Source organism: Streptomyces sp. NPDC021093 (assembly GCF_044333135.1).
Taxonomy (GTDB): Bacteria; Actinomycetota; Actinomycetes; order Streptomycetales; family Streptomycetaceae; genus Streptomyces.
The window spans coordinates 112527-126174 of the sequence record NZ_JBIRQJ010000007.1 but is presented as its reverse complement, the minus strand read 5'-3'; the positions used below and the strand labels follow the sequence as shown (position 1 = coordinate 126174).

Sequence of the window (13648 nt, the reverse complement as noted above, 5' to 3'; positions counted from 1 at the left end):
GCGGCCTCGGGCACGTTGTTCTCGGACGCTCTCGATGCGGCGCTCTTGGGGGCATGGGCAGGGCGTACCCGGGTGCTCTCGGGTTCGGCGTTCTCGGGTGGTCCTGGGCGCGCTGCTCTCGGGCGCTCTCGGGCACGCCCTTTCCGGGTGGTCCTGGGTACGGCGCTCTCGGGTGGTCTCGGGCACGCCCTTTCCGGGTGGTCCTGGGTACGGCGTTCCCGGGTGTTCCTGAACGCGCTGCTCCTGGGCGGTCCGGGGCACGCACCTCTCGGGCCGCCTCGGGCATGGCACTCCCGGGCGATCTCGGGGTGCCCTTCAGCGGGCAGTTCGGAGATAGCCGGATCGGGCACTCCCCAGCCTGCCGGGCCGACACTCCGGAGCCCGCCGAACTCGACAGCCCGCGAGCCCGCGGACTGCTGGATCGGGCAGGTCTGCGATTGCCGAACCGGGCTGTCCGGCAGGCCGTCGGATACCGCTCCGGGATCGCTGGTCCGGGACCGCTGGTCCAGGTGGTCCGGGACTGCTGGTCCAGGTGGTCCGGGGCCGCTGGTCCGGGCGGTCCGGGGCCGCTGGTCCGGGCGGTCCGGGGCCGCTGGTCCGGGCGGTCCGTATGGTCCGGCGATTGCCGAGCGGTCGTGCAATGCGCCCGGCCAGGCAGTGCGCAGACCGTCGGGTCCCGCTCCGGAGTGCTGAATCCGGTGTTCCGGGGGCCGCGTTGAGCGCGTCCCTCCAGAGGGACTGGCCGGCCGTCCCGTGATCCCTCCGGGGCAGTCCCGGAAATCCCTTCTCCGGACGCGATGTATCGCGTTATGGTGTGTCTCGCGCTCTGCCTCGCCGGGCGGGACGAGTCCGGCAAACCTAAAATTTCGCGTAGGAACCACCCACACACATGGGGGACCCCTTATGCCAGGCGCCATCTATGCCGAGGGGCTGGTCAAGACCTTCGGCGACGTGAAAGCCCTGGGAGGCGTCGATCTCGACGTCCCCGAGGGCACCGTTCTCGGACTGCTCGGGCCGAACGGCGCGGGAAAGACCACCGCCGTCCGCGTCCTGACCACCCTGCTCCAGCCCGACAGCGGAAAGGCCTTCGTCGCCGGGATCGACGTCCTCAAGCATCCCAACGAAGTGCGGCGCTCGATCGGCCTCTCCGGCCAGTTCGCGGCCGTCGACGAGTACCTCACCGGCCGCGAGAACCTCCAGATGGTCGGCAGGCTCTACCAGATGTCCACGAAGGCGGCGAAGGCCCGCGCCGCCGAACTCCTGGAGCGCTTCAACCTCGGCGACGCCGCGGACCGTACGGCCAAGACGTACTCCGGCGGAATGCGCCGCCGCCTCGACCTCGCGGCAGCCCTCGTGGTCTCCCCGCCCGTGATGTTCATGGACGAGCCGACCACCGGCCTCGACCCCCGCAATCGGCAGCAACTCTGGGAAGTCATCCAGGAGTTGGTCGCCGGAGGTACCACCCTCCTGCTCACCACCCAGTATCTGGAGGAGGCCGACCACCTCGCCCACGACATCTGCGTCATCGACCACGGCAAGGTCATCGAACGCGGTACGTCGGACCAGCTCAAGGCCCGCACCGGCGGCGAGCGCATCGAGGTCGTCGTCCACGAGCGCGAGCACATCCCGATCGCCGACGAGGTGCTGCGCGGCTTCGGCAAGGGCGGCACCAAGGTCGAGCAGCACACCCGCAAGCTGACCGTCCCGGTCACCGGCGGCGCGAAGCTCCTCGCCGAGGTCATCCGCGAGCTGGACGCGCGCGGTGTGGAGATCGACGACATCGGCCTGCGCCGCCCGACCCTCGACGACGTCTTCATCTCGCTGACGGGCCATGCGGCGGAGGAGCCCGCCGAGGACGAGGAGGAGGTGGGGAAGAAGTGAGTGCCGACACCGTGACGACAGTGAAGTCCCTCGCGCCCGTGGCCAGGGGAGGCCCGCTGCAGTCGGTCACCGACTCGCTGACCATCGCGAAGCGCAACCTGATCCGGATGTCTCGGATTCCCGAAATGATCCTCTTCGGGATCATCCAGCCGGTGATGTTCGTCGTGCTGTTCACGTACGTGTTCGGCGGCTCGATCCAGGTCGGCGGCTCGACCTCGCCACAGGCCTACAAAGAGTTCCTGATGGCGGGCATCTTCGCCCAGACGGTCACGTTCGCGACGGCCGGTGCGGGCGCAGGCATCGCCGACGACATGCACAAGGGCCTCATCGACCGCTTCCGGTCACTGCCCATGGCCCGCGGCGCGGTCCTCACCGGCCGCACCCTCGCCGACCTGGTGCAGACCGCGCTCACCCTGGTCGTACTGGCGGGCGTCGCCCTGCTGATCGGCTGGCGCACCCACGAGAACCTCCTGAAGGTGCTGGCGGGCTTCGCGCTGCTGCTCCTGCTCGGCTACGCCTTCTCCTGGATCGGCGCACTGATCGGCCTGTCCGTCCGCACCCCCGAGGCGGCCACCTCGGGCGGCCTGATCTGGCTCTTCCCGCTGACCTTCATCTCGAACGCGTTCGTGCCGGTCACCGGCATGCCGACGTTCCTCCAGCACGTCGCCGAATGGAACCCGTTCAGCGCCACCGTGCAGGCGGCCCGGCAGCTCTTCGGCAACACCATGGACACCATGCCGACCTCGATCACCGGGGCCTGGCCCATGGAGCACCCGGTCTGGGCCTCGCTGATCTGGTCCGTCCTGATCATCGTGGTCTTCCGGACCCTCGCCGTGCGCAAGTACCGCTCGGCGACCGCCTGACCGTGCGTACGCGAGAGCCCCCGGCGCACAGTCGCTGCCGGGGGCTCTCGTACGTACCGAATCGTGCGGACTCAGCCCTGGTAGGGCGTCGCCTCCAGGATCCGCACCATGGCCTTCTTGCCGTTCGGCAGTTCGTACTCGGCGTCCTCGCCGACCTTCTTGCCGATCACGCCGGTGCCCAGCGGGGACTGCGGCGAGTACGTCTCGATGTCGGCGCTCGGGTACTCGCGGGAGGCGAGCAGGAACGTCATCGTGTCGTCCTCGTCGCCGTCGAAGGCGATCTTCACGACCATGCCGGGAGCCGCCTCACCACTGGCGGTGGGGGCCTCGCCGACCTTCGCGCGCTCCAGGAGCTGCTTCAGCTGGCGGATGCGGAGCTCCTGCTTGCCCTGCTCCTCCTTGGCCGCGTGGTACCCGCCGTTCTCACGGAGGTCGCCCTCCTCACGGGCCGCCGCGATCTTCGCAGTGATCTCACCGCGCGCCGGACCCGACAGGTACTCCAGCTCTTCCACGAGCTTGTTGTACGACTCCTGGGTCAGCCAGGTGACGTCGTCGCTGGTCTGGGTCACAGGTGCTCCTCGAAGTTACGGATAACAAAGCATCGCCCTACCCCAGAAGGATGTGCCTCCACGGGCGGGCGAAACCACGAGCCTAACAATTCGATGCCCGTCAGGGGAGAACCAAAACCGTCAGAACTGCGTCAACGCAGGTCAGAGGGTGTAGTTAGGGGTACGGAGCAGGTACGGGCAGGCACGGCAAGGAGCCGCCCGGTCACCATCGGCTACTGTCCGTCAGCGGTGCAGCTCAGCAGCTCCGCGCTCGTCGCCTTCGCCGTCGTGCGCACCGAGTAGAGCTCGTCGATCCGGCTCTTGCCCTTCTCCGTGATCCGTACGTCCTTGCGCCCGACCTCGGCGCCGTTCTCGGCGAGCGCGCGCACCGTGCACGTACCGGTGGCGTCGGCGTCCTTGCGGATCTCCAGGTGGACCTGCACCTCGGACTGCGAGGACTTGAGGTCGAACTTGATCAGCTCGGCGCTGATCACCTGCTTCGAGATGTACCCGTACCCGATCCAGCCGATCAGCAGGAGCAGCAGCACTCCGAGCACCGAGCCGATGACCTTCAGCTTGCGGTCCGCACGCTGGTCGGCGGAGCGGCCGTAGCGGTCCGCGGGAACACCAGGGGCGCTGGGAACACCAGGGGCGCTGGGAGCGCCGTCGGTGCCGGGCGTGCCGGAGGCGCCGGGCGTGCCGGGATCGCCGGGGGTGCCGGAAGCTCCGTCACGTACCGCATTCATGCTGTGATCCTCCGGCTGCGCAGGGGTCAGGAATATTCCCACCCCCGGTTCGGTCACTATATGAGTCGTACTTTGCGCCGCAGACACCGAGGGCGCCCGGATCACCGAGGATCGAGATCTTGACTGAGCAGCTGCGCTTGATGGCCGTGCACGCCCACCCCGACGACGAGTCGAGCAAGGGTGCGGCCACCATGGCGAAGTACGTGTCCGAGGGGGTGGACGTCCATGTCGTGACCTGCACGGGCGGGGAGCGCGGCTCCATCCTCAATCCGAAGCTCCAGGGCGACAAGTACATCGAGGAGCACATCCACGAGGTCCGCCAGCGCGAGATGGACGAGGCCCGCGAGATCCTGGGCGTCAAGCAGGAGTGGCTCGGCTTCGTCGACTCCGGGCTGCCCGAGGGCGACCCGCTGCCGCCGCTGCCCGAGGGCTGCTTCGCACTGGAGGACGTCAACGAGGCGGCCGGCCGTCTGGTGAAGTCGATCCGCGCCTTCCGGCCGCAGGTCGTCACCACGTACGACGAGAACGGCGGCTACCCGCACCCCGACCACATCATGACCCACCAGATCACGATGGTGGCCTTCGACGGAGCGGCCGACCCGGCGGCCTTCCCCGAGGACGAGTTCGGGCCCGTCTGGCAGCCGCTGAAGCTCTACTACAACCAGGGCTTCAACAAGCCGCGCACGGTCGCGCTGCACGAGGCGCTGCTGGACCGCGGCCTGGAGTCGCCGTACGGCGACTGGCTGAAGCGGTGGGAGGAGTTCGAGCGCGTCGAGCGCACGCTGACCACCTTCGTGCCCTGCGGAGAGTTCTTCGAGATCCGCGACAAGGCACTGCTCGCGCACGCCACGCAGATCGACCCGGACGGCGGCTGGTTCCGGATCCCGATGGAGATCCAGCGGGAGATCTGGCCGACGGAGGAGTACGAGCTGGCGAAGGCTCTCGTGCCGACCTCCCTCCCCGAGAGCGACCTCTTCGCGGGCATCCGCGACAATGCGTAGGTGAACGTTTCCCAGGCAGCAATGACTCAGCTCGTGCCGCTCGCCGCCGAAGGCTTCGACAAGAACAAGGTGACCCCGGGAATCCTGGGCTTCATCGTGTTCGCGGCGCTGGCGCTCGGCGTGTGGGCGCTGATGAAGTCGATGAACCGGCACATGGGCAAGGTCTCCTTCGAGGAGGCACCGGATCCGGATGCGAAGGCTTCGGAGGGTGCGGAGGGCGACGCCAGGCCGAAGGCCGCGGCGTCCGCCGCGTCCGAGACGCCCGCCAAGCCCTCCGGCGCTTCCGGCGCCTCTGCCAAGGGCTCGGGCGGCTCGGGCAGCTCCGGCAAGAAGAAGTAACCCACCGCCGGTCCGCCTGCTCGGCGGCTCGACCGCTCGGCAGCTTGGCGGTTCGGCGCTGCCGGCAGGCCGCCTGCCCGGCGGGCGGCTCGGCGCGAGCAGTCGGCCAGGTCCGGCTGCTCGGTGCGAGGGCACGCCGCCGGTGACCTGGTGACAGCGGCAGGCGCGCGGACTCCGGCCGCAGGTGGCCGGAGCCCGAGCCCGAGCCCGCTGGCCTGAGCCTGCCGGAGTCTGCGCCCGCTGGTCCGTACCCACCGGAGTCTGCGCCTGCCTGGTCTGCGCTCGCCGGTCTGCGCCTGCCGGTCCGTGCCCTCTGCCGGTCTGCGCCGCCGGTCTGCGCTCGCCGGTCTGCGCTCGCCGGTCTGCGCCTGCCGGTCCGTGCCCTCTGCCGGTCTGCGCCGCCGGTCTGCGCCTGCCGGTCGGTACCCTCTGCCGGTCTGCGCCGCCGGTCTGCGCCTGCCTGGTCTGCGCCTGCCGGTCCGCGCCCGTCCGTCCGTGCCCGTCTGTGAAGGCAGCGCCGTGCCCGGCGGTTCCCGCCTCTTGGTGAGCGCGGCTCCCGCGCCTCTCGGCCCCGTTGTTCCCCGCCGCTACTTCACCGCCCCCACCGGCACCCCCATCACCTCCCTCGAATGCCGGTTCGGGACCATGCCCAGGCGCCATGCCTGCCAGCCCGCCGTCAGGTCCGCGCCCCGGCCCAGGACCACCCGGTACGCCTCCGCGCAGTCCGTCAGGCGGTCGTCGCGGGTGGGGTGGGGCTCCGAGAGGAGCAGGGCGAGTTCCTCCTCGGCCAGCGACGTGCCCGCCTCCGCGCCGCCCGGGTGGGCGAACGGGAGGAGGGTGCAGCGCAGGAAGCGGGCCCAGTCGCCGCCGCGCCTGTCCTCGTACGAGGCGAAGAGTGCGACCGCCTCGTCGCAGAGCGAAAGGGCCTGCTCCGGGCGGGAGTTGCCCGCGTCGACGACGACCAGTTCCAGGACCGTCCACGCCTCGCCGTGGGCGACGCCGATGCGGCGGAAGTCCTGGCGGGCGTCCATCAGGAGCTGGCGGGCGAAGCCGGAGTTGCGGAGGTTGCCGGTCTGTACGGCGCGCTGGTCGCGGGTGACGCGGCCGGAGTGGTGGCGGGCGCAGGCCAGGCCGTACACGTCGCGCATCCGGGAGAACATCGTCCGCGCCCGCTCCAGCTCCCGTACCGCCTGGTCGTGGTCGCCGCGCTCCTCCAGCGCCTGGCCCAGGTAGTACAGCGTCCATGCCTCGCCGCGCGCGTCCTCGTTGTCGAGGTGGCGGGAGAGGGCCTGGCGCAGGCCGTCGACCGCCGGGCCCGGATCGCCCGCGACGAGGCGGGCGCGGGCGAGCTGGGTGAGCGCCCACGCCTCGCCTCGGTCGTCGCGGGTACGGCCGTACAGGTCGAGGGCGGCCCTCAACTCCCCCTCCGCACGCGGCACTTCACCCATCCGCAGGCACACCTGGCCGAGCTGGAAGTGCGCCCACGCCTGCCCGTGCAGCGACTCGCCCTCCCGGTGCAGGGCCAGCGCCGTGTCGAGGAGTTCGACGGCCTCGGCGAGGTTCGCCCGGTCGCGCTCCACCGCCGCGAGGGCGTGCAGGTTCCACGCGCGGTCGCCCGCCAGCGCCGCCGACGACTGGAGGTCGAGGGCCTCGCGCAGCTTGGCCGCCGCCTCGGTGAGGTTGCCCTGGTGGTGCAGGGTGATGCCGAGCGAGCCGAGCGCGCGGGCCGCGCCCGCCTCGTGCTGCGCCTCGAAGTAGAGGTCGACGACCGAGGAGAGCGTGGTGCGCGCCTTGTCGAGCTCACCGAGCTGGCGGGCCGCGATGCCGGTCCGCCACTGCACCGAACGTACGAGGAGCCCCTGGTCGACGGCTTGGGTCAGCTCGCTGATCTCGCCCAGGCGGTAGAGGTCGCCGCGCAGCAGGCAGTAGTCGCACAGGGCGCCGAGGAGGTTGAGGACGAGCTGCTGGTCGACGCCCTCGGCGTGCCGCAGGGCGGCCGTGATGAACGACGACTCGTCGTCCAGCCAGCGCAGCGCCGCGTCCAGCGAGGTGAAGCCGTGCGGGCCGAAGCGGTCCGCACGGGTCGAGTTCTTGCCGTCGACGAGGCGGATCACCGAGTCGGCCAGCTCGCCGTAGTTCTGGATGAGGCGTTCCTGCGCGGCCGTCCGCTCGGCCGGTTCCTCCTCGTCGAGCAGCCGGGCGTACGAGAAGGAGCGCACCAGGTCGTGCAGCCGGTAGCGGCTGCCGCCGACGTGGTCGATCAGCCCCGCCCCGGCCAGCTCCGACAGCCGCCGCCGCGCCTCCTGCTCGTCGGTGGCCAGCAGTGCGGCCGCCGCCGCACCGCCGAGACTGGCCCGGCCCGCGAGGGAGAGCCTGCGCAGCAGCCGCCGGCCCTGCTCGGACTGGTCGGCGTAGCGCAGCGAGAGCGCCCGCTCGACCGGGTCCACCGGCCCGTACGCCCCGAGGTCGGCGGCCAGCGTGCGCATGCTGCGCGGGCCGAGCGACGACCCCGCGACCCGCAGGGCGAGCGGCAGCCCGCCGCACAACTCCCTTGTGCGGTCCGTCGATTCACCGTCGTAGGGAGCCTGCTGCGAAGGGTGGTCGGCCTCGGCGACCGCCCGCAGCAGCTCCTCGGCGCCCGCCCCGTCCAACGGCTCCACCGCCAGCTGGTGCACCCACGCCGGGGTGTCCTGCGGCAGGTCCAGCGGGGCGCGCGCGGTGACCAGGACGAGGCTGTCCGAGCGCTCCGGGATGAGGGTGCGGACCTGCTCCGCGTCGGTGGCGTCCTCCAGTACGACGGTCACCGGCAGGCCGGTGAGGTGCTGGTGGTACAGCTCGGTCAGCCGCTTCAAGTGCTGTTCCTGCGTGGACCGTTCGGAGCGCTGCTCGCGGAAGAGGAGCTGCTCGCGGGGTGCGCCGAGCCGGTTGAGGAGGTGCAGCAGGGCGTCCCGCGTGGACGTGGGGACCTCCGTCTTCCCCGGCGCGCCGTTGCGCAGATCGACCACGCACGCGCCCCGGAACTGGTCCTTCAGCCCGTGCGTCGCCCGCAGTGCGAGCGTCGAGCGCCCTGAGCCGGGCTCCCCGTACAGCACGACCACCGTCGGCCGCGTCTGCGTGCTCGCCCGCGCCGCGTGCACCCACTGTGCGATCTGTGCCATTTCCGCCCGCCGACCCGCGAACGGCCCGTCCACCTGCCGCAGTTGGGCGAAGGACTGCTCCAGTACGGTCCTGCGCCGGGCGGCCGCACTGCGATTGCCGCCGCGCAGCACGGTCGGCGCCGCCGCCGTCTTCTGCGCCGTGCCGGGCGGCCGTGCCCGGGTCGCGGCGGCCACCATCCGCTGCTGGTCCAGATACGGGCGTACGCCCCGTACCTCCAGCGCCGTCAGCCACGTCAGCTTCAGCTGTTCGTGCCCGCCGGGCTGCCCCAGCGCACCCGCCCGCCGGTGCGCGGCCGGCCAGTGGGCGGCGGTCACCCTGGCGACGGTCGCGGCCGCCCCGGCGACGGCGACCACGGCCCCGGCGGCGAGGGCGGTGCCCGACGCCGTCCCCAGGGCCAGATCGGTGCTGAACGCGGCGATCGCCGCCACGCCCGTCACGAGCACGGGGGTGCCGATGCTCTGCCTGCTGAAACGTTCCGACAGGGGCTGATGCCCGGCGCCCGCCTTGTCGAGGGCGGCCACGTACGCGGCGTACTCCTCGGCGGCCGGTGCCAGCATCGCGTCCAGCACGGCCCGCCCCCGCACCAGCAGCGCCCGCCCGTCGGTCCGCCCGCCGGACCGCCGCACCTCTTCCTCGACGGCCCGCTCCAACACCCGCTCGGCATCCGCCCGGTGGCTCTCCCGCACGTGTGTGTCCCCCCTCCCTCAGCGATGTCCGGACGCGGCGGAGACGTCGCAGCTCCGCTGTGGGACGCCCGGATGCCTCAAGTGTCCTGCTTGACGGGCCAGTACGCGAGAGAACCCGTGCGTCGAGGGCCGAAGCGGCCGGTGCCGGGCGTCGGGCACGCCGTCGGGCGGCGGAACGGAGAAGCGGCGCAGTCGCCGAATCTCCATAACGAATGCTTCTCGACCCGCTCTTGGGGTTGCGGGAAATCGCCGACATCCTTGATCCATGGGAAATACGGCTCATCAGAGAACGCAGGAAGTCCCCACTTTCACCGGCCCGGTCTTCCGACCGGGCGACGCCGGATACGACGAGGAAGTCTCCGGCTACCAGACCGCGTACACGCACCGTCCCGCGCTGGTCGTCGGCGCGGCCGACGCGGAAGACGTCCGCAGGGCCGTGGCCCACGCGGCGGAGCACGGATTACCCGTGGCCGTGCAGGCGACGGGACACGGCCTGTCGGTGGCCGTCGAGAGCGGGGTGCTGATCAGTACCCGGCGGATGACCGAGGTGCGGATCGACCCCGGAGCCAGGACCGCCCGCGTCGCCGCAGGGGTCCGGGCGGGCGCGCTGATCGAGGCGGCCGCAGCCCATGGGCTGGCGCCGCTCACCGGCTCCTCGCCGGGCGTCGGGGTCGTCGGATACACCCTGGGCGGCGGAATCGGGCTGCTGGCCCGGCAGTTCGGCTATGCGGCCGACCACGTGCACGCCCTGGAGATCGTCACCGCGGACGGAGTGCTGCGCCGGGTGGAGCCGGGGGACGAGCTGTTCGGCGCGGTGCTGGGCAGCGGCAGCAACTTCGGCGTCGTCACCGCCCTGGAAATGTCGCTCGTCCCGGTCAGCACGCTCTACGCGGGCCAACTGGTCTTCGACGCTCCGCTGATCGAGAAGGCACTGGAGACCTGGCGACGGTGGAGCGCCGGGGCGCCCGAGGAACTGACCTCGTCCGTCACCCTGCTCGGCCTCCCCGACATCCCGCAGGTCCCCGCCCCGCTGCGAGGCCGTTACGTGGCCTCCTTCCGCATCGTCTACAACGGCCCTGCCGAGGAGGGGGAACGCCTCGTCGCACCGCTGCGCGAAGTCGGCGCCCGCCTCGTGGACAGCCTGCGGACCATGCCCTTCACCGAGTCCGGCACCATCCACAACGACCCGGTCGCCCCGCAGTCGTACGCCGGCACCAATGCCCTGCTCGGCGAACTGCCCCCCAAGGCGCTGGACTCCCTGCTCGCCGTGGCCGGGCCGCAGTCGCCCGTACCGTGCGTCCTGGCCGTACGTCACCTCGGCGGCGCCCTGCACGGGCAGGGGCAGGCCGGGATCGCGGTGGACCACCGGGAGGCGGAGTACCTCGTCTGCGCCCTCTCCCTCTACGGACCCGGCGGCACAGGCCCCGACGAGGTCCGCGACCGCCACGCCCAGCTGCGCGAGGCCCTGGCGCCGTGGACCCTCGGCCACAGTCTCAACTTCCTCTACGGAGACGGCGAGCACGCCGACGAGGACCAGACCCGGGCCGGCTACCGGCCCGGCACCTACGACCGCCTGGCCGCCCTCAAGTCCGCCCACGACCCGCAGAACCTCTTCCGGTTCAACCGCAATGTCCGCCCCGGACCTTCCGTCTCCCCGTAGGGGAAGCGCGGGCCGGCCAGGCGGGTGGGCCCGGGAGCCACCACCGGGCATCCGTGCTGCGCACGGGGTGGCTCCCGGCCTCGGCCACACCGGTCGGGCCGGCTGTCAGGCAGCCTCCGCGGCGAGTTGACCGGCCACCGCGACGACGGTGCGGTCGGCGAGGTGGGGACCGATGATCTGGACGCCGAGCGGCATCCCGTCACGGTCGCGGCCCATGGGGGCGACCGCGGCGGGCAGGCCGACGTGGCTGACGAGGTTGAGCCAGGCGGTCTGGCCGAAGAAGCTGCGCCTTTCGCCGTCGACGGTGAAGTACCGCTCGGTGGGCGGAACGCCGGTCTGGTCGGCCACGGCGGCGGTCGGCGCGGCCGGGGTGATCAGTACGTCCACGGTGCGGAAGTAGGCGGCCCATCGTTCGCGCAGCTGCTCGCGTTCTTCGTGAGCCCGCAGCCAGTCCCGGTGCCGCATCGTGCGCGACCGCAGGAACAGTGCGGCCGGGTGGTCGTCCGGCAGCTGCTCGGCGGACCGGGTCTGTCCGTCGAACTCCTCCTGTCCTGCGGTGGCGGAGGAGGTGGCGAACATCAGCTGCTGGAAGAGCCGGTCGGAGTCGGCGAAGTCGTCGATGGGACGGGAGTGTTCGTCCAGGCTCGCCCCGGCGGCGCGGAGGCTGGTGGCGACCTGTTCCAGCAGGTGGCGGGTGTCCGTGTCGACGGGGCAGTAGGGGTCGTCCGCCCAGATGCCGATGCGCAGGTCGGCGAGTGAGGTGTGGCGGGCGGCCGGCAGCTGAAGGCTCCAGCCGGGACTGTCCGCGGGGGAGGGGCCGGCGAGCACGTCGAGGGCCAGGTCGAGGTCCTCGGCGCTGCGGGCCAAGGGGCCGATGGTGAGCATGTCGGAGCTGGTCATCCAGCCCGGCGGCCGGGGGACGTGGCCACGGGTGGGCACGATGCCGCGGGTGGTGCGCAGCCCGTAGACGCCGCAGTAGTGCGCGGGAAGGCGCAGCGATCCGGCGAGGTCGGAGCCGACTTCCAGCGGGGTGAGTCCGGCGGCGACGGCGGCGGCGGGTCCGCCGGAGGAGCCGCCTGCCGTGCGCGCGGCGTCGTACGGATTCGGAGTGGTACCGAACAGGTCGTTGCTGGTCTGGATGTCCTGACACATCGGCGGGGTGTTGGTCTTGCCGATGATGATCGCTCCGGCGGCCCGGAGCAGGGCGACGGCGTCGGCGTCCGCGGCGGGGACGTGGTCGGCCAGAGCGCCGCCGCTGGTGGTGCGCAGTCCCGCGGTCTCCAGAGAGTCCTTGACGGTCATGGGCAGTCCGAGCAGCGGCCCGCCGGGCTTGCCGCGGGAGCGCCGTTCGTCAGCGGCGTCCGCCGCGGCGAGGGCCCGTTCCGAGTCGGTGGTGACGACGGCGTTGATCTTCGGCTCGGCGGTGATGCGTTCCAGGTACGCGGTGGTCAGCGCGCGGCTGGTGGTCTCGCCGCGCTCCAGTGCGTTCAGGGTGTCGCGGGCGGAGGGGTACTGCGGGGTCATTGCGGTTCGCGTTCCTTCTGCGTGGGGACGGTGAAGTGGGCGGCGATCTCGGTCAGGGCACGTACGTCCTGATCGGGGATGCGCACGTCGGCGCGGACGCTCTTGTCCGCGTACTCGGTGGGTCCCGGTGTCTCCTCCCCGTTCTCGAAGGCGAGGAGAGCGGCGTGAAGCTGGTCGGCGGTGACGGCGTGGGCCAGGCGGCGGCCGGAGAGACCGGCGGCGCGGTGCCGTTGCTCGGACTTCTGGCGCACAGCGGGCGCGAGGTGGTGCCGCAGTGTCCACTGCCCGTCCCGGATCTCCACACTGCGCCGGTGCAGGTGCCAGGTGAGGATCTCCTTGCGGCGCCCGTAGAGACGCCAGTTCAGCCGGTGCCGCAGCGCGCTGCTGTCGGACGGCGGTTCCGGGGCGGCGTGGAAGGACAGGTGCGGCAGTGCGTGGGACATCGCCGACCACAGCTGTTCCAGCCGTTGGTAGTCGCGCGGGGCCCGTACCCAGGCCCGTACCCAGGGGAGGATCTGAACGCCGAGGACGGGGACGAACCATCCACCGAGGTTGAGGAAGGTGCCGATGTCGGCGAACAGCCAGGCAGCCGACTCGGCGGCCGGCGGGAGGACGCCACCGTTCATCGCGGCGATGATCGCGGCAAGGCGTTCGATGCTGAAGCCGAGGGTCAGCAATGCGCCGACGGCGACGACGCGCAGGCCGATCGAGACCCAGCGAGGCTGTCCGTCCCGACGTGCCACGGCAAGACAGGCTCCGCCCAGCAGCAACTCCCCGGTTGCGTAGGCGCCGACGTAGATCAGCATGTACGCCTGGTAGGCGGGGGTGTGGGCGTAGGCGGCGGTGACGTTCTGCGGAGAGGAGGAAACAGGGGTGAGGGAGAAGAACAGGGTGGCAAGGACCGCGATGACGACGGCTCCGGTCAACAGCGACCGGCGTGCGACACGGCGGGCACGCGGGGCGGAAAGCCCCCAGTGGGCAAGAACGACAAGCTGGCATACCAACAAGGTGACGACTGCGCTGTGGGCCAGCAGCACGCCGGTGGAGGGACGGCCCAGTACCGCGTCGAGAACCCGCCACACGGGGTGCAGGCTGACGACGAAGGAAGCCATCGAACAGGCGAACGCGGCGGCGAGTGCGGCCCGCGAAGGGTCGTTGCGCAGTCGGCGCGGTGACCGCACCAAGGCCAGCAGACCGGCAATGGCCAGGGCCAGGCATATGGGGTGGAGCAGCTGCTGCAT

10 protein-coding genes are annotated in these 13648 nt (G+C 71.6%); 5 read left to right on the top strand and 5 right to left on the bottom strand.

Annotation, left to right across the window (positions count from 1 at the left end):
- Positions 1-903: 903 nt before the first annotated feature.
- Together ACH4SP_RS22560 and ACH4SP_RS22555 are read left to right on the top strand one after the other, a co-directional pair.
- Positions 904-1881 (top strand): ATP-binding cassette domain-containing protein, encoded by a 978-nt coding sequence (locus tag ACH4SP_RS22560; RefSeq protein WP_398417334.1) that lies wholly within the window; start codon positions 904-906, stop codon positions 1879-1881.
- Entirely contained in the window at positions 1878-2744 is an 867-nt protein-coding gene (locus tag ACH4SP_RS22555; RefSeq protein WP_398417333.1) for an ABC transporter permease, read from the top strand. The genes ACH4SP_RS22560 and ACH4SP_RS22555 overlap by 4 nt, the downstream gene beginning before the upstream one ends.
- Before the next feature lie 71 nt (positions 2745-2815).
- Here ACH4SP_RS22555 and greA read toward each other — a convergent pair whose 3' ends face one another.
- Together greA and ACH4SP_RS22545 are read right to left on the bottom strand one after the other, a co-directional pair.
- Positions 2816-3313, bottom strand: a complete 498-nt coding sequence (greA, locus tag ACH4SP_RS22550; protein ID WP_398417332.1) for a transcription elongation factor GreA — start codon at positions 3311-3313, stop codon at positions 2816-2818.
- Positions 3314-3525: 212 nt separating this feature from the next.
- Positions 3526-4038, bottom strand: coding sequence for a DUF4307 domain-containing protein (locus ACH4SP_RS22545; RefSeq protein ID WP_398417331.1), 513 nt, complete (start codon positions 4036-4038; stop codon positions 3526-3528).
- A gap of 119 nt (positions 4039-4157) precedes the next feature.
- On the opposite strand from ACH4SP_RS22545, the gene mca reads away from it, so the two are divergent.
- A complete protein-coding gene (gene mca, locus ACH4SP_RS22540) occupies positions 4158-5039 on the top strand; it encodes a mycothiol conjugate amidase Mca (protein WP_398417330.1) in 882 nt (293 codons plus the stop codon).
- Positions 5040-5060: 21 nt separating this feature from the next.
- Positions 5061-5378 (top strand): hypothetical protein, encoded by a 318-nt coding sequence (locus tag ACH4SP_RS22535; RefSeq protein ID WP_398417752.1) that lies wholly within the window; start codon positions 5061-5063, stop codon positions 5376-5378.
- A gap of 587 nt (positions 5379-5965) precedes the next feature.
- On the opposite strand, the gene ACH4SP_RS22530 is transcribed toward ACH4SP_RS22535, so the two are convergent.
- Positions 5966-9223, bottom strand: a complete 3258-nt coding sequence (locus tag ACH4SP_RS22530; RefSeq protein ID WP_398417329.1) for a tetratricopeptide repeat protein — start codon at positions 9221-9223, stop codon at positions 5966-5968.
- A gap of 265 nt (positions 9224-9488) precedes the next feature.
- Between ACH4SP_RS22530 and ACH4SP_RS22525 the strand changes: the two genes are divergently transcribed.
- Positions 9489-10883: an FAD-binding oxidoreductase gene (locus tag ACH4SP_RS22525; protein ID WP_398417328.1), complete on the top strand. Its 1395-nt coding sequence runs from the start codon at positions 9489-9491 to the stop codon at positions 10881-10883.
- Between the two features lie 105 nt (positions 10884-10988).
- On the opposite strand, the gene ACH4SP_RS22520 is transcribed toward ACH4SP_RS22525, so the two are convergent.
- Positions 10989-12407, bottom strand: a complete 1419-nt coding sequence (locus tag ACH4SP_RS22520; RefSeq protein WP_398417327.1) for an amidase — start codon at positions 12405-12407, stop codon at positions 10989-10991.
- Positions 12404-13648 carry an MAB_1171c family putative transporter gene (locus tag ACH4SP_RS22515; protein ID WP_398417326.1) on the bottom strand — a complete coding sequence of 415 codons (1245 nt, stop codon included), beginning with the start codon at positions 13646-13648 and terminating at the stop codon, positions 12404-12406. The genes ACH4SP_RS22520 and ACH4SP_RS22515 overlap by 4 nt, the downstream gene beginning before the upstream one ends.